Raw genomic sequence first — 17,841 nt, 5'->3', positions numbered from 1 at the left:
CTTTACATCATTCTTTTACAATCTCAAAATACGTTTGCTGCTCCACGGGCTCAAGGACTCTTTTGCCTAAGGTATGAACGTCGCTCTCATAGAGTTTTTCTTTCAGCCGCTGCACCTTGTCGAAATGGGCCGCGTTAATCCTGCCAATGGCGTCTTCCAGTTTTTCCAGATCATCATACTGAACCACCATTTCGTTTACTTCTTCTTTGATACGAACCACTCTCAACGTGCACTGCTTGCTGCCTTTTGGCTTTTCTCCGCCACAAAGCGCGTTATACTTTTTAATGATTTTTGTAATACTCCCTTGAAATTCAGGATAAAGCTCAATATCGATGCCCTTTGCCATGGCGCGCCGCAGCCACTGGATATTGGTCAGCGGCATCCCCGCGTCGGCCAATGGTTTAATATCCAGCCCTGCTTCAAGGCCAAGCCTGAGTTCTTTTGCCCTTGCGCCGCCCAGCTCCGGGTTGCGCAGCAGGGTGTCGTCCAGTCCTTCGGACTGAACCCGGAAAATCTCACTCATCTGCGCGCCGCTATACGCTGGGTTGGCGGTGCCAAGTACATCGGCACCCACGCACAGCCCATAGTTTATCGCGACATTCTGTTCGATACTAAACGTGTATCCTTTTTCCTCCTTTAAAATTTTTAATGTTTTTTCCATGTCCGGATGCTCCTGTTTTGATACATATCTTCGACGCATTCTTCTCCCTTTCTCAGATTGCGAACTTTTAATTATTTTTCATAGACCTTTTTGCTGTCAATCCATTGATTAAATGCAAAGCGGACATTCTCTCCAACGTCTTTATTTCCAAGTAAGGGCTGGACATCGATACGTTCGAGGTACCAATCCGGCCCGACGCCGCTCATATCGGAACGCACCTGGATTTTTTGAACCTTGCCAATGGCGTTCTCAAAGTTGGCGGTAAAGGTATCGGTATCTCCACGTTCCAGGGCGTTGCCAGGAATAAGCGATGTGATCTCAACCTCGTTGGTTTGCCCTTTGTCCCCAATGAGACGGACATAAATGTCCGCGTCGGTTCCTTCTCCTTTGGGCCAGCGTGAAAGTTTGCCGGTTTTTACGGTCATACGATAACGGGTTATGGCGTTTTGGTCTAAGCTGTAGGCTCGGCTGCTTTTATTCACAATCCATTCCTTGCAGTCAAACGTTTTTTCCCCGGCCTGTGCCTGATTTTTCCAGAATGGCGCTACCTGAATACAGTCTAAAAACCAGTCTGGCCCAACGCCGCTCATATCGGAGCGGACCATCACCTTTTGAATCTCCCCGATGTTTTTATCAAAGTTGGCAACAACCGCGTGATTGGTTCCTTTTTCAAAGGCGTTTCCGTTATAAAGCGCGGTGACTTCCACTTCATTGGTTTCGCCTTTGGTCCCAATGAGCTTCACATAAATATCGGAATCGGTTCCGGCGCCCATCAGGTTACCGGTCTTAAAACTCAGGCGGTACTGCGTGCTGTCTTCGGGGGTATTGCTGAAGCTTGTCCAGTCGCTTTTTACAATCCACTGTTGAATATCAAATTTCTTTGTCTGTGTTTCGGTGGTATTGTACATTGGAACGACCTCGATGGCATCCAGCAGCCAGTCGGCGCCGGCGCCTGAACGGTCTGTCCGAACCTCGATGCCCTTAATCTTTCCAACATCCTGATTGAAATTAAAGACGCCGACATCGTATCCCTTTGTCTCAAAGGGGTTGCCGCGTGTGTTAAACTGGTTAGTGACGCCGTAATTCAGCAGCACCTCATCGGTTGTTCCCTGATCGCCAACCAGGCGAATATAGACGTTCGAATCGGTTCCCGCGCCAATGGCCGAACCGGTTTTTACCTTTATCTGGTACTGAATGCCCTCGCCTAAAACCACGCCCTCGTGAAGGGTGGGGTTAAAAACCGTTCCGGTTATTTTATAACGCCGGGCGTTTCCGTTGGCTTCTTTGTATTCCAGTGTTTTAACCGGCTTCCAGGCGGAGCCGGTGCTCACATAAAAATCCAGCCGTATGTCTTTGGCGTCAATGGGAATCTGTACATCCCCTTTTTTTCCTAATTCAATACTCTTTGTCGTTTGTGTTTCCTGCTTCCCTTCTTTTGTTGTATAGGTAACGTCCAGTTTGGAAACCGTCCCGGATTTATTTTCTAAAAAGTAGCTTTGACCTGCCGTATAGGTGGTGATGGGCAGGGTATTACCGCCAAACAATGCCGAAACAGCGTCTGACCCAAGGGAACCGAGGATATTAAAATGCGCGTTGCCTGGGACACGCCGTGTGGTGTGCACCGAAAATCCTTCGGGGCTGTCAACGGTCAGTGTCGCAGCATAGCGGAAATGGCTCCCAAAAACAAGCAGATCGTCATCATAGGCCTCGACGTCTTTTCGCTTTAAAAACTCGACATTTATCCCATTGGGGTTGGAATGGACATCCACCTTGTACAGCTCCAGGCGGTCATCATAATTGAGCCCCGCAAACCCGCTGGTATCTATCAGATCCGCAATGCTCCCCTGCTGGGATGCTTCGCTGGCAAAGGCAACCAGATAAACCTGATTGTTAACGTCGGTCACCAGGGCAATACTCTGGTTCTCTTTCAGATTTGGCCCGTTGTATCGCCGCTCTGTCCAGTTAAAGCTCACACCGTCTTCAGGCATCACCGATTCAAAGCATTGGTTCCGCACACCGATCAGGATAAGCCTTTCGGTTCCATCCGCAGCGGTGTAATTGGTGGCGCCCACACAGGCGCCCGTCATTGACGGACCGGTTTCTCTCGGCAGCAGTACGGCCTCTTTCCCTTCATTCAGGGGCCGTAAATCAACCATTTGAATATAACTATCCGGGTCGCCGTGCAGTCCGTTCATCATGATCAGCATATCGCCCACTACCTGCATGCCGGAGGTATGAAAGCTCTTTGTCTGAGGCGGCACTAAGGTTTGAACCATCCGCTCTTGGTCATAAATAAAAATCTTACCTGGCGTGCCATCGCCGTTCACGTTAATGATGGTGTAATCGCCATAATAGCCCAGACCCTGGATGTGGTTTTTCGTGGTGGTGATCAAATCGCTTGGAAAGCCGGCGGCAGAGGGTTCGCGGGTTTTATAGCCGGCGGTTGAAATCTGGTCAAAGGCTTGCTCGACGTTATTCAGACGGGGGTTTTTCAGTTCTTCCTTGCTAAAAGGCGCGAAGGGCAGTGTCACTTCGGGTGCTTCGGAAGCTTCGGGCTGCTCTGGCGTCTCGTTCGGAGCAGCGGGTGTGGGGGCTGCTTTCTTTTCGGAAAAAGTATAGGGATCTTCCTTTGTTCCGGTGCCGCTCTGCTCCAGCCCCTCTGGATTGACTAAAATCCCAAACGCCAGTCCTTCCGGACGGGTATCTGGGGTATCGGAATCCTGTGTTTCAGACACGCTTGTTTTCATGACGGACGTGTCCATCGCAAATGTCTGGCCTGCAACCGCACGACCGGCTGGCGTATTCCCTGCTGCGCAGCTGAGGGCAATCTGCTGGGCATCTAAAATATTTACCTTTTGATCGCCGTTCACATCGCCAAGAATCGCTTTTTCTGTTTCTTCCATTTCCTCACCCGATGCGCAGCTGAGGGCAATCTGCTGGGCGTCTAAAATATTTACTTTTTGATCGCCGTTCACATCGCCAAGAATCGCTTTTTCTGTTTCTTCTGGTTCGTTCACTGTCGGAGGCGCAACGCTGGGCGCGGGGGCTTCTTCCGGCGCTTCTGGCGTCTCTACGCTGGGTATGGGGGCTTGCTCCGGCGCTTCTGGTGTCTCTACGCTGGGTATGGGGGCTTCTTCCGGCGCTTCTGGTGTCTCTACGCTGGGTATGGGGGCTTCTTCCGGCGCTTCTGTTTTTTGCCCGGTTTTAAATTTCTCAAGGGCTTTTTGGACGTCCGCATTCAAAATTTCAACGGTATCGTCGTTTGGCAAAAACACTTTTACGGCTTTTGCCCCGCGGGCTTTTTGGGTATCCTCTGTGGTTTTCTTTTGGAGCGTTACCTTGTCTAAATGGGCTTTTTCAACCGCATTGAAGCTCTCTAAAAAATCCTGATTCAAGAACTGATACTGCGCTTCCGCGTCTTTTTCGATCAGTGCCTGATCCATTTCCAGCTTTTTCTCAATGGCCGGATCGGTGCACAGGAGCAGACGTCCATCCACCTGTTCAACCACTTCCCACAGGTGGCCGCCGTAGGATACATAACGCTTTTCTTCTTTCGGGCCGTTTTCTTTCACCGTTACAGAGCCGGGTGTTTCTGCTGTGTTTTGAGTTTGAGCGAAAACCGCGGTCTGGCTCAACACCAGACTGGCGGTAACGAGTACGCTGCAGATTTTCTTTAACATTGTCTAATCCTCCTGATTTTCTTTTAATCGTTCATTTTCAGCCGCGTCTCCCGCGGCACACATACAGCACATGACCGCCAATGCGGTCACAAAGCTGATCAGGCTTAACAGGAACGCCCCGATCCCCTTAAGGGAAGCATATACGCCGGAAGCGCCTGCCATGAGTGTGAACAGCCCGCTTACAAGCCAGGATCTTCTGTTTTCACCTCTTCTCTTTAAATTTTGATGGATGGCCAGCCCGGCTCCGGAAAAGCCGGATGCCAGCATCCCCAGTAAACCGTTTAACATCTCACACCTCTCTTTCCTGACACCCTGTCTTTTTGCAGAAGCCGCCGATGCTGCTTAAGCGCATCGGCAGGCTTTTTTAGAATACAAATTTAAAACTGTTTTTCAGGATCTGCCAAATACAGCGCGATCTGCTGGGCGTCAATGATATTGATTTTTCCATCAAAGTTCACATCGCCAGCGGCTTTTTGAGTCGGTGAAGGGGTCTCTCCGGCGGCCAGGCTCAGTGCAATCTTTTGGGCGTCGATGATATTAATGGTCTCATCGCCATCAAAGCTTCCAAGTAAGACATAGTGAACCGCTGCCGCAATGGATGCTGTTGGGTCCTCAGCCACATAGGCTCCCTGATACTGCCCGCTTGCCTGATCATAGGTAAGCGGTACAACCTGACCGTTAACGGTCATGGCTGCCGGCACGTAGGACTTCCGTTCTTTGTTCCGGGTCAGGGTATAGGTGACGGTTTCTCCGGCCTCGGTCACATGGTCTTTATCCGCGGTCACGGTGCAGCCGGTCACGCCTTCGGGCAATCCTTCCACCACGGCCTCCTCAACGGTTCCGCCGGCTTCGCCAATGGTCATGGTAGCCGTCATGGGCGCAAGGGCCTGATGGTTATCGTCCACGGTGAAGGTGGCGGTCACTTTGTAGATCCCCATTTCTTTTGGGGCTTCGGTGGTTTTCACGCCGTTCTTTTCATAGGTATAGCTCACGCCTGTAATCCCACAGCCCTCTGGGTAAACGGCTTCCAGGCTGTGCGGGTTTCCATCTTCCGGGAATCTCGCACTTTCAAAAACCACGCCTTTAATTTCGGCTTTTTGAATGCTTGCGCTCACCTGCTCAACGCTTAAAATATAGTGGTCCGCATCTTTACCCGAAAGCACAATGCCTTCCACCGTCACTTTTTTGTGGTCGCCGGCGTTGGCGTCCTCAAAGGCTCCGGTGGCCTGCTCCCAGTCCACGGTATAGCTGCCAAAGCCTGGATCACCCGTAAAGGTGGCCTGGCTGAAATCCAGCGCTGCGTCGGTGGTGCCATCGTATACCTTATCCTCAGCCTTCACACCTTTGATGACCAGCGGGCTTTTTTCGCTCACACGAATGGTCTTGCTTAAGGTTTTATCGCCGTCCGCATAGGCTGGCAGCGCCAGTCTGGCGGTAAAGGTCTGGGTGGTTTCGGTGGTGCCGAAATCGCCTGGGACTTCTGGCGTCCAGACAAGGGGTTCGTCCCGGGTTTCCTTGACCACGCCGTCTTCGGAGGTGTAGGTGACCGCAAGGGTATCGCTGAGTCCCAGTTCTTCCTTAGAATAAGCATTTTCGCGAATGGTCAGGGTGGCATCTGCAAAGGGTTCATAGACTGCGCTGACCGGCTTGACGGTCACATTCTGCAGGGTGAAGAACTGTCCGCTTGCGCCGACTGCCGCCACATAGATATAGCTTCCGCCCTTAGGATTCCAGGCCGTGCCCGATGGGCTCCATTGACGGATGGTTTCGGTGCCTCGTGTGCCGTTGTCATAGACCACGGCCACTTCCTTAGACAGGCTGTTCGCCAGACTTTCGGCGCTTTGGTTGCGTGCATCATTGGCATACATTTCAACCGGCTCTGGTGATTCCACATTTACCGCCTGACGGTCATTAAAGGTCACCTGTGAAATTAGCTGGCTGTCCTGGGCGGTGACGGTGTAGACGCCGGTGCGCACTTTGCCGGTACCGGATAAGGCTACCTCGGTTTTGCTGTTAATGAGCAGCTTGCCCGGTGTATGGCTGTCACAGCTTGTAACTGTGTAGTGGATCACATCTCCGGTACCCACTTCACTTTTGACTGTAATGGGGGCGCCCTGGGCGTCGGTCATATCGACCTTGCATTCGCCGCCTTCACAGGGGGAGGTTTTGGCAATGATGGGCGCCACTGGGTTAAACTTTGTCCGGATGGTTAATCCCGCGCTGGCTTCGGACGCCTTTGTGTTGGCAGTGACTTCCACACTGGCTTTAAAGCTGTAGGCCTTTCCGGGATCAAGGTTTTTGAAGACCGGGCTGTATTTATCCGCCGGATTATCCGTATAGGTTGTACCATTATTGGTTGAATACTGGTAGACCACCTTGGCGCCGGCAGCCTTGGCGGCGCCTTCCAGGACAACGGGTTTCAGCGCAATGCTGTTCAGGCTGATGCTGTCCGCCTCCGGCGCTGCCGGGGCGGCCACGGCGGCTTTTACAATGACACCATTTTTATAGGTAGCGCCAAGGGCGTACCAGTCGGCGTCGGCACCGGTCAGGGTCAGTCCTTCCACGGTATAGGTCAGGTTTTGGCCCACATTGGGTGTCTGGAAACGGATGGTGGCGGTCTCTGCGGACAGGGCAACGTCTTTGTGCGCCGCATCAAGGCTTACCGTATCCAGTTTAACCGGCACGTTTTCCATGACGGCGCTGCCGTCGTAGGTTTTGGTAACATCCCCTTCCAGAATCGCCAGTTTTACCTGGGGTCGGGCGGTGATCTCAAAATGCGCTGAGAGGACTTCGCTCGTGGCTGCGGTTGCCCATTCGGGCAGCTGGACGCTTCCGGTGATGTCCACAGCGCCGGATGTTTTCCCAAAGTCCTCGGGCAGCTGCCATGTGATGGCCGTTGTTTTATCGGCCTGGTCCACGTAGCTGTCATAGCCGATGCTGGCCGTCATGGGCAGCCCTTCGCCTTCCAGATCGGCCAGGGTATAGCCCTGGGGCCGTTCCTTAAGGGTGATTTTACCCACAGTGGTTTCAATATTGGCTGTCACAGGCTTCACAGTCACCGATTGGGTCACTTTGGTTCTTGGATGGTTTTTGAGGGTGCCTTCATAGGTCAGATCCGCTCCCTTAAGGGCCCATTCTCCTGTTTTCAGTGTCCAGTTTTCCACAAGATCGGTGCCCTCTGTCCCATTGTCATACTGGAACTTAATGGTTTTGGGCAGACTCTTCAAAAGCGTCTCTGGGCTCTGGTTGCGGGCATCGTTGGCCGCCATGATAATGGGATCGGCCGTTATATTTTTAACGGTTTTCGCGGTGGCTTCTGCCGAGGCCGTCACGGTCTTATCGCCGGCTGCAATGGTGTAGTCATAGTACCAGGTGCGTTTTTCGTCCGCTGCTTCACGCATGCCATCTGTCGCTGTCGAAAGCGCCAGTTCATTGCCTTTAAAGGTAAAGTGCATGGTATGGCTGTCGCAGTAGGTGATTTTGTAGGTGACTTTGTCATCAAGCTTTGCTTCCAGCACACCATCAATTTTTTTGTTGGCAGCGTCGTAGAGCTCTACCTTACACGCCTGACCGGCTGTGCAGTCGCCGTCTTGTTCCAGAACCGGCGCTACAACGGCCACCTTGGTGGTAACAGCCGCACTGGCATCTGAGAGGCCAGAGGCATTGGTATTGCCAGTGGCGCCCACACGGGCGTAAAAGGCGTAGGCGGTGCCGGGCTCCAGATTTTTGAAAACCGGACTTTGCTGCCAGTTTACCTGATCCTTACTGTACTGTGCCTTGGCGCCAGCCGCCAAAGCGGTTTCATCGGTTATGGTTACCGGCTCCAGCGTGACGCTGGTGGAGGTGGTTTTGGTATCATCGACCACCGGTGCAGATGGCGCATCAGTTACATCCGCCTTGGTAATCTTGCCTTTAATGTCACAGGCGCTCCAGTCAATGATGTAGTTCCCTGCATTATCACCGGTCAGGGCGTTGCCGGTCACCGTCACTTTTTTATCGGTGCCCACGTTGGCATTGTCGAATTCGGCGGTTAAAGTTGCGTCTTTATTAAAGCTTACTTTAGTTTCCGACTTAGGAACGCCTGCCAATTGGGCATTGGCTAACTTTAACTCCGCAAGGGTTGTCCCGTCATAGGTCTTATCGGTAACGGTAATGCCCGTTACCGTCAGGGGTGTGGCGGTTTTTACGACTGCTTTAACCGTTGCTCCTGTAGTATCTGGCGCTGTGGCCCAGGCCGGCAGGGTGACGGTTCCGGTAAACTCCTTCTCTGTATCACTATTGGTTTTGGTGCCAAAATCGCCCGGTGTATTCGGGTTCCAGCTCACCGGACAATCCATGTCCTCAACGCTATTGTCAAAGCTAACTTCAAAGGTGCTGCCCAGTCCCAGCTCTTCCATGGTGTAGGCCTTTTCACGGATGGCGATGGTCTTTGCATCAGGGGCTTTGATGGTGGCCTTTACTGGATTGATCGTGACCGTCAGTTCGGCTGTCTGGGTCTTATCGCTGACCAGGGTGCCGGTATAGGTATAGGTTTTCCCTTTAGCGTCCCAGTCTGGGCTTGTGCTATCTTTAGCCCACTGTACAAGCTCCTGTCCCGTTACCCCATTGTCATACTTAACTTCAAGGGTCTGGGGCAGGTTCTGCTCCAGGGCCTGCTGACTGGCATTAATTGGGTCGTTGGCTGTCGTGGTGATGGCGTCGGGGGATGTAACGGTTTTAACCGCCCGTTTGTTAAAGGTTGCTTCGGCCTGGATAACCGTATCCTCCTCTGTAACGGTGTATGTTGCCGTATAGGTTGAAAGCCCCTTCTCATCCGGGTCTCCGCTCGCTGTCAGCTTGACGGCCTTTCCGTTGATTTTCAGGCTGGTGCTCTCATCAACACTATAATTTTCAGACGGCTTCACCGTATAAGTGACCGGATCGCCTACGGCCACGTGTTCGACATCGGCGGTGATGGTACAGCCCGCATCCTGTTTCCCAGCGCCTGCCTTGGTGGGTGCTGCAACCTGGGCGTTGGTTTTGGTGGATGGGCTTCCTGTCTTTGCGGCATCAGACGCGTTGTTATTGCTGGTTTCGGCGTAGCGGGCATAGAAGTCATACGTGGTGCCGGGTTTTAAGCCGGTAAAGGTACCGCTTGTCTGCCAGAGCGTGGGCTGCTGACCCGGTTCGGCGCTGGCGTATTCCAACAGATAGCCCTCAGTCGGATTTGTCACGCTGACGGCTGCGCTGGTATCGGTGACACTGTCGGCTGTTACCGTCACCGCATCTGGGGCTTGGACGTTGGTCTGCTTGGTGATGGTGGCGGTCATGCCGCTGAAATCCAGAACGTATTGATCTGCCTCTGGGCCAGCGATGGTAAGGCCGGAGACGCCTGCGATGGTGCGTGTGCCCACGTTGGGGCTGTCCAGATGGATCGTCGCACTGCTATCTTTTTGCAAGGTGTATCCTTGTAAGGTCGTTCCGTTCACCTTAAGGCTCATCCTGCCAATGTCATTTTCATTCCAGCTGGCATTTTTGGTTCCGTCATAGGGCTTATCAAAGAACATTATCCCATGTATGGTTACCGGAATCCCAAAGGTAACTTCCCGGCGCAATGTTGGATCCGGAATCGTTGCCCATTCAGGAACGCTTACCGTACCCGTAAAAGTCGCGCCATCGGTCTGGTTTGCGCCAAAGCCGGGCGACACTGCCGGGTTCCACACAACCGGTACGGCTTTGTCGGTCTGGGTTTCAAAGCCGGTGCTGGTATAGGTCACCTCAATGCTGCTTATAAGCCCCAGCTCCTTGGCGGTATAGCCCCCGGTCTTCACTGGAAGCTTAATATCCCCGATCGGCTCAAAAGCGGCAACCACGGGCAGCACCTTAACATCCTGAGCCGCCCTGGCTTCGCCAACCTGGGCTTCATAGGTATAGTCGCCCCCCTTTATGTTCCAGGCGCTCTCCTTTTTCAGCTGCCAGGACGCATCTTCTTCTCCTTTTGTCTGGTTATCGTAGGTTACGCCCACCTTTTTCGGCAGGCTCTCCGCCAGGGCCTGGGCAGACTGGTTCGAAGGATCGTTTGCGTAGAGGGTTTTGGTTTCCTGAGCATCGACGGTTTTTACGGCACGTTCATTAAAATGGGCCACGGCGTTAACAGTGGTATCCCCTTCTTTTACCGTATATTTAAAGACCGCTGTTTTTTTCTCTGAATCAATCGTTGCTGCGGTATCAAAGGCCAGTTCATCGCCGCCGATGGTCATACTTGGCGTATAGCCCTCCCCATAGGTAACGGTATAGGTAATGGTCTCGCCAAGATCGGCTTCTGTTTTGTCGGCCTTGACGGTATTGGCCGATTGGGAAGCTCCTGAGCCAGCCGTGGTGGCAGGCGCCACCACGCTCTTGGTGCGGATCTCCTGGGTGTTGGTGCCGGATTTAAAGGCGGTCTCCGTTGCCTGGGTATAGTCTGTCAGGCTGTAGACTGTTCCAGGCTCCAAACCTGTGACCTTGCCGCCCACAATGGTTTTAGGTGTGGTCTGTCGGCCGCCGGTATACTGGTAAACGCCCTGAGGGTTGGGCGTAAAGTGAAAACCGGTTGTGCTTCGGGTAATCTGGTCGGCCGGCACCGTCGTCGTGTTGGCCGGACGGGCAGCAACCTCATAAGCCTTAGCAACCCCTGCCGGGATATCCCCTTTCTTAGCCGCACGTATATAAAGGTCTTTGCCAATAAAAGCAGAAATCGAAGCGCCGCTCACCACCGGGTCCCCATTAAAGTCACTTGTCGTATTCATCTCATAGCCTGGGCTAATGGTCATGGTTTCTTCCGGATACGATATTGTCGCAAGGATGGCAGGATTATCCGGCGCAGCCTGAAGGGTATAAATCGTGCTGGCAGGGCTCATCCCCGTTCCCTGGTTATCGGCAGCGCAGACGAAATCATAGGCGGTGCCTGGTGTCAGGTCGCTGAAGGTAACGGTGTCGCCTGTCGCCTTCGTCCAGGTGTACTTAGATGGTTCCTTATCCGCTTCCACTCTCGCATAATGTAAATCCTTTGTGCTGTTCAGAGTGACCGTGGTATCGGTACGGCTCGCAAGGGTCGGGGCGGCTTGCTGCTGTGTCCTTGAAACACCCTTGGCGGTCTGCTTTGCATCATCCCCCTTAAAAAGCTCGGTTCCCTGGATCTCCTGCGCCAATGCCGTCGCGCCGGTAGAGCTCAAGAGCATCACGCCGGACATGACCCCTGCCGCAACTTTTTGCGGTATTTCTTTTTTTCTCATTTTTTTCTTCATGAATGATTTCTCCTTTTACTGTCAAATCCCATATGCAATAAGGGCGGGCGCTCGTTTTGCTTTTCCAGATTGGCTGCAAAATCCAACGTCCGCCCAATTGCTTTAAATGCCTTGTTTCTTTGCCTTAGAATTTCGTGTTTTTTCGTGTTTTGGAAAGAAGCTCGCGCTTCTTTCCGGTGTGCTTAATGATAATATGTGTGTGTAATAATTAATCGATGATTTGTTCGTGTTCGTTTTTGTTAACTCAATAAAGAATTAATCCATTTTTCTTCTCATGCGGAAAACCTTGATGCCGGAAACCGCTAAAATGGCTAAGCCGGTGGTCAGGAAACCAAAACCATTGACGGCGTCCTGAGAGAAGTTTAAGCCCGTTACAGGGTTTTTAACATTGGATGGCGCTTTACCATCGGCGCTCTGGCCATCATTATTGCCATCAATGCTGCCGCCGCCAGCCGGAGCTTCGGCAACGGTAATTTTAAATTCAATGGATTTGCCGCCATAGGTTGCGGTTAAGGTCTGTTCGCCGGCTTTTGTTTTGTCATAGCCGGTGATTTCAGCGTCGGATAATGGCAGCTCACGGACGGCTTCGCCATCATTGATGGTGGCTTTCATCATGCCGCCTTCCAGGTTTGGCATTGCATCGCCAACGGTGGTTTTTCCAGTCGGTGCCTGGATCAGTTCCAGCGCGGTAACCGTGGCTGCTTTAATGTTGATGGTAAAAGCGTTTTCCAGCTTCTGTCCGCCAAATTCAATGGCGACTGGTACGGCTTCGCCGACCTGGTTCATGTCCACAATGGCGTTGGCCTGGGCCATATCCATTTCGACATCGCCTGCCTGTTCATAGGTCACCGTTAATTTACCGCCGGTTAAATCGATGGCGTCGCCCTGAAGGTAATCCACCTTGGTCGGAGCGGCAGCCACAGCCAGTGCTTTGACATTGTCGGCCTTGACGGTCACATCTGCAGATGCTGTAAAGCCGCCTTCTTCGGTGGTTGCGGTAATGCTGGCAGTACCAGCCGCAATGGCGGTCACTTTACCGTCTGCGTCAACGGTTGCCACCGCATCATCGGAAGAAGCCCATGCCACGTTCGGGTTGTCGGCGTCTGCCGGTTCAACCGCGGCAGTGGCCTGTGCGCTCTGTCCCGGGAACAGTTCGGTTTGATCTAAGGATACGGATACGCCGGTGACCGGTACTGGGGCCGGCGGCGCTTCGGTAATGTTCACGCTGGTGGCAGTACCTGTGCTATTGGCAGTGATATCGCCTGCCGCAGGATCTCCAACGGCATTTAAAAACATTTCGAGGCCTGCATCGCCAGTGGCGCCATCTTTAACCTTGAAGGTTGCGGTAAATAATTCTGTTGTTGAGGTGATCGAATTTTGTCCACCACTGAAATCAGCCCAGAGTGCATAAACGCCCGTGAAACCGCCACCGCCAGGTGTAACTTCACCCATTACATAACTTGATTTAGTGGTGTCTGTAACTTCCAGCTTATCAAGGTCATAATTCAATACCGCTTCATAGGAACCGATCGCTGGTTCCGGGGTCACCGAAACAGCCACGGTAAAGGTGTCGCCTGGGTGCACCTCGGTTTTAGTGGCCACAGCAGAGAATGTTGCAGCGCCCTCTGCTGCTTTCGCCTGCGGCATGATGCCTGGAATCGCCGCAGATGCGAGCAGACTCAGTCCCAGGAAACCTGCGATCAGTCTGCTTGAAAGTGTTTTTGCTTTCATTTTTTCCTCCTTAAAGAAAATAGAATAAAAATTTATATCAAGCGCGCGGCGTTTCTTTGTCCGCGCGCTTAATAACCTTAATGATTGTGTCTAAAATTTAAAAGCTTTTCTAGAAAACGCTGCTTGTATCTACCAGGTAGAGTGCGATTTTTTGAGCGTCAAGAATATTGATCTTTCCGTCAAAGTTGACGTCTCCGGCAGCTTTTTGCATCGCTTCGATGTGATCGCCGGACGCAAGCGCCAGTGCGATCTTCTGTGCGTCAAGAATGTTAATCTTATCATTACCGTCAAAGTTGCCTACCAGAACGCATTTGGCGTCTGCTTTAAGGGCGGTATCGCCTTCTTTAACTGTGTATTCGGCGCTATAGCCTTTGCCTTCTGCTAATTTTGTCACTTCAACGGTTTCGCCGTTCATGGTAAAGGCGTAAGGCACATAGGCTTCACGGACTGCGGCGGGCGCAAACTGATACGTCAGTTTATCTCCGGCCGCTACGGTATCCCCTGCCTGCACGGCTTCGCCGTTTTTCAGGACCGTGGCGTTCATGCCGGCTGCCTGTTCTTCGGTCAGGCCGGTAGTGATTTCTTCTACCACTACGCCGGTGCTCTTTTCCTCAATCACAAGCTTGGCGCTCATGGTTTCGGGGTCAACCACATGGTTGGCATCGGTTTTGAAGATGGCGGTTACGGTATATGTTCCTGGAACGCTTGGCGGCAGTTCAACCGCTTCGCTTGCGCCTTCTCTCTGATAGGTGTAGCTGACGCTTACACCCTCTGGCAATGATCCTTTGATTTCAATGGTCTGGGGATTGCCGTCCTCGGTTACGGTTTTGTTTTCCATGGTAATTCCCGCAAGGCTGATGGGCGCTGGGGTGATATTACCAGTGGCCTGGCTTAAATCCAGGATGTATTTGTCCGCATCCGCGCCAACTAAGCTTAAACCGCTGATTTTAACCGGAATATTCTTTCCGGCATTGGCGAGAATGAACTCAGCCTTCGGAATACCGGATAAGTGGACGTCTGTCCCTTGTGTCAGGTCGTCTGGATTTAAAGTTGGGGTATCTGCAAAGTCGGCTGTTTTTGTGCCGTCATAGATTTTGTCTTTAATTGTAACAACTGGCGCTAATACCACCTGATCACTAATGCTGACATTGGCTGAAACAACCGTGCTTTCAATGGTTGCCCATGCCGGTACGGCAGCGTTTCCTTCAAACACAAACGGTGTTTCGGTTGCTGTCTTACCAAAGTTTTCTGGTACTGCTGTGGTCCAATCGATTGCGACCTCACGGTCCGCACTGTTTACAGGGACACCTGTCTGATAAGTACAAGCAACGGTTTCCGGCAGTCCCAGGGACGCGATGCTCGGATAGCCCGCTTCATTGACCGAACGAATCACATCATTTAAGGTGCTCAGTTCTGCGGTAACGGTGTTAACGACCACTTTTTGCGCTACACGGGTATCCTCAGCGGAAACGCTGTAATCATAGGTGCCGCCTTTAACGGAGTATGCGCTGTTTGTCGCCCATGCTAAGCCCAGTTCGGTCGCCTTGCCGGTTTTTTCTTCGCCATCGTTATAGGTGGCCTTGAGTGTTACATTGTTGTTAACGTAAGCTTTTAAATCTTCCGGGCTTTCATTTCTTTCGTCATTCGCATAAAAAGCAATGGCCTTTTCTTCGCCAACCCGTTCAATCTTTGTGATTCTTTTTTCACTCTTCTTCATAAAAGCTTTCATGTTCATTTCGGTGTCGCCTGCTTTTACAATATAAGAGTAAGTAAATTTTCCGTTCGATCCGGGCACGGCCTGTACCTCATTGCCATTCAGGTTAAACTTGACAAAGTCATGCAGCGGGCATGGGGTTAATGTGAATAAAACCGTATCGCCCACAGCTGCGCCTCCTTTTGCCGCTGTACTGGTCAGCTCACAGCCACAGCTTAAAGGCTGGCCTGCCTGATCCACTACGGATAAAACAGCTTCTACTGGTTTTACCTTGATGGCAACCGCCGCGGTCCGGCTGTTGTTCGCAGAAATGCCTTCATCGGCTGCGGTCGCGGTAATGTTAACCTTAAAATCGCCCGCCTGTGTCGGTGTGCCCGAAACCATGCCATTTTTGTTCAAGGTTAAACCTTCTGGTAATACAGCGCCGCTTGCCAGAGCGTAGGTAAAGTTTCCGTCTGGAATCGCCACACTTGCCTCATAGGCGTTCTTCAATGTGGCGTCTGGTAAGGCCGGGGTGTATTCAAAGGGTTTTACCACTAGCGCCACTTTTTCCGCTGACCAGTATGTGTCATTTTCACTAATCTTAATGTCATAAAGCTTGTTTTTCGTCAGCCCACTAAAGGTACACTCTGTTTTGCTGGCTTCATAGGTCTGCGGTTCGCCAACGGCTTTGGTGGTGCCGTGCTCATAGGCCTGCAGTAAAACAGGCAGATCATCACTGTTTACTCCACCCACTTGAATGGTGACGCTGCTGTCCGTAACATTTTTAATGCTAAAGCTTCCCAGCTCTTCGGGCGTGATGGTTTTCTTTAAGGTGACATCTGGGTTTGTAAAGGTAAAACCACTGTCGTAAGCCAAAGTTACCGCTGAATTGCTATAAGCCTTGGAATCGCCATTAACGGAGGCTGTGACCGCCTTGTTTTCGCCTGGGTTTGTCCATAAGTAGAGCTTTCCAGACTGGGCAACTAAATTTTTGCCATAATCTTTACCGCCGATACTTGCACTACTTATATCCGTATTTCCTGTTGTAATCCCACCCAGATTAACCGTGGCAGGATAAACATTCTGGCCTTCGCTGTTCTTGGCCGTCACGTTCATTCTCTGGTTTACAGCGTTTAAGGAGCCGCCGTCCACTTTTACGTTAAAGGTATTATTTTCAATGGTACCAATATCTGGAATGCTTGTATCGGTTGATCGGGTTTCAGCGTTGATGGTGCCACCTGTTACATTTAAGTTGAAGGTGTTTCCAGATGCGTCAGACACGTTGTTTGTAATTATATGGTTTTTATGCCTTGCCCCGATCCCCATTGCCGGCTCGTTAACCGTAATGCCTTCGCTGTCTTTAGAAAGCAGGTTGACGTTTCCGCCTGAAATATTACAGTTTACCGTTCCACCTTTAGCAAGAACGCCTACACCAATGCCAGGACCTACTGAGGTTTCCTGCGCGGCACTGTTAGTAATACTAACATTTCCGCCTGAAATATTCGCCTCTACCTTCCGAGGATCACTTACCGCTGCACCAGTCCCGATTCCGGCAGCCTGTCCATCAGCATTTATTTTTATATTTCCTCCTGCGATGTTTGCGATAATTTCTTCGCTAGAACCGCCGCCTAAAAGAATAGCATCTACTTGTGCACCAGTCCAGCTTCCACCAGTGCCAATTGCCGCGCCACCGTAGTTGCTTGTCAAATCAAGCTCAGCCGTTGAATCCTCAGGAATATTCAATGTAACTTTTTGCTCATAGCCACTGAAATATCCTGAACCAATGACAGCGCCACTTCTGTACTCTGCTGTTTCACGTGTCTTCCTGTTACTGGCAATAACCTCCCCGCCATTTATGGTTATATTTACGTCATTCGAATTCTTATCACCAAATAAATCTCCTGGGATGCCGATTGCCGCGCCCCAACCTTCCGCATGGGCCTCAACGGTTCCTCCATTGATGATCACGCCAAAGTTTTTCGTGTTATGTCCCGCGCCAATGGCCGCCACAGCACCCTTGGACGTTGCTTTAATTGAACCAGAGTTAATCGTCATACTTGCATCCCACGAAGACCATCCGCCCATAAGGGCATCCGCAGCTTTGTCACTACTATTTGATACTTCCAGACTTCCATCTCCATCTCCATAGTCTTCTATGACGCATGTACTCTCAGCTGCAACCAAAAAGCTCGTACCGATCTCTTCTGATGTTTGCTGGAGTTTATTTTTTCCTTTTAGAAACACCTTGGTATTTACCTGATAACCAACCTGAACTTGGCCTAGACGTTTATCAGAGATAATATTTAAACCATCCAAGATAACTGTTGCATTTTTGGCCGGAATCATAACACTATTTGAAGTGGTTGCGGTTGTTTGGTACACCCGAACTACTTCGTCTTCTGTTATAACCAGATCCCCTTCGCATTTACTCAAATCAACAGATCTGTCCTCTGCAACAGGTGCGGCTTTTGCAACGCTCCCCTCCAACATCAGTGTTGGAAGCAAAAGTATGATACTTAAAAACAGAATCGTCAATGTCTTTAAGAAATAATTTCTTTTACTTATTTGTCTTTCCATTTTTACTCCTTTCATATTTAAATCATTTTTTAATGGTCTTTATGATTGTCAAGCCTGATTTCAGTCCGTTTTACGGATTAATCCTCTTCCACCTCCCAAACAGTTAATAAGGCTTGCCACCTAAAGACCCTTCTCTATTCATCAGGTTTCTGTTTCCCTGTGAATGACGTTGTGCGAAGGGCAGCCGCGCTGGTGTGAGCGGCTCTTTGCCCTCCGCGATTACAAAAAAAG

6 protein-coding genes are annotated in these 17,841 nt (G+C 51.2%); all 6 read right to left on the bottom strand.

From position 1 onward, the window contains the following. Positions 1–7 precede the first annotated feature (7 nt). The 6 genes from FYJ53_RS01015 to FYJ53_RS00990 all read right to left on the bottom strand — a co-directional run bounded on the left by FYJ53_RS01015 (position 8) and on the right by FYJ53_RS00990 (position 17,610). Positions 8–661 carry a hypothetical protein gene (locus tag FYJ53_RS01015; RefSeq protein ID WP_148429102.1) on the bottom strand — a complete coding sequence of 218 codons (654 nt, stop codon included), beginning with the start codon at positions 659–661 and terminating at the stop codon, positions 8–10. Between the two features lie 71 nt (positions 662–732). Then, positions 733–4,341: a PLAT/LH2 domain-containing protein gene (locus tag FYJ53_RS01010; RefSeq protein WP_154556893.1), complete on the bottom strand. Its 3,609-nt coding sequence runs from the start codon at positions 4,339–4,341 to the stop codon at positions 733–735. 3 nt (positions 4,342–4,344) lie between these two features. After that, positions 4,345–4,629 (bottom strand): hypothetical protein, encoded by a 285-nt coding sequence (locus tag FYJ53_RS01005; protein ID WP_148429100.1) that lies wholly within the window; start codon positions 4,627–4,629, stop codon positions 4,345–4,347. Positions 4,630–4,718: 89 nt separating this feature from the next. After that, a complete protein-coding gene (locus FYJ53_RS01000) occupies positions 4,719–11,606 on the bottom strand; it encodes a YDG domain-containing protein (RefSeq protein WP_148429097.1) in 6,888 nt (2,295 codons plus the stop codon). 255 nt (positions 11,607–11,861) lie between these two features. Further along, on the bottom strand, positions 11,862–13,337 hold the full coding sequence (locus FYJ53_RS00995; RefSeq protein ID WP_148429095.1) for an Ig-like domain-containing protein: 1,476 nt from the start codon (positions 13,335–13,337) through the stop codon (positions 11,862–11,864). A 109-nt stretch (positions 13,338–13,446) separates the two neighbouring features. Continuing rightward, positions 13,447–17,610, bottom strand: coding sequence for a YDG domain-containing protein (locus tag FYJ53_RS00990; protein WP_195840228.1), 4,164 nt, complete (start codon positions 17,608–17,610; stop codon positions 13,447–13,449). Positions 17,611–17,841: the final 231 nt, after the last annotated feature.

Source organism: Eubacterium sp. BL-380-WT-2B, from assembly GCF_009696115.1.
GTDB classification, from domain to species: domain Bacteria; phylum Bacillota; class Clostridia; order Eubacteriales; family Eubacteriaceae; genus Eubacterium; species Eubacterium callanderi.
The sequence above is the reverse complement of the archived record's forward strand: the minus strand, read 5'-3'. Positions and strand labels throughout refer to the sequence as shown.

Bases quoted from the DNA above. Each gene is read 5' to 3' on its own strand.
- FYJ53_RS00990 (WP_195840228.1), bottom strand. From the start codon at position 17,610: ATGGAAAGACAAATAAGTAAAAGAAATTATTTCTTAAAGACATTGACG.
- FYJ53_RS01000 (WP_148429097.1), bottom strand. From the start codon at position 11,606: ATGAAGAAAAAAATGAGAAAAAAAGAAATACCGCAAAAAGTTGCGGCA.
- FYJ53_RS00995 (WP_148429095.1), bottom strand. From the start codon at position 13,337: ATGAAAGCAAAAACACTTTCAAGCAGACTGATCGCAGGTTTCCTGGGA.
- FYJ53_RS01010 (WP_154556893.1), bottom strand. From the start codon at position 4,341: ATGTTAAAGAAAATCTGCAGCGTACTCGTTACCGCCAGTCTGGTGTTG.
- FYJ53_RS01015 (WP_148429102.1), bottom strand. From the start codon at position 661: ATGGAAAAAACATTAAAAATTTTAAAGGAGGAAAAAGGATACACGTTT.
- FYJ53_RS01005 (WP_148429100.1), bottom strand. From the start codon at position 4,629: ATGTTAAACGGTTTACTGGGGATGCTGGCATCCGGCTTTTCCGGAGCC.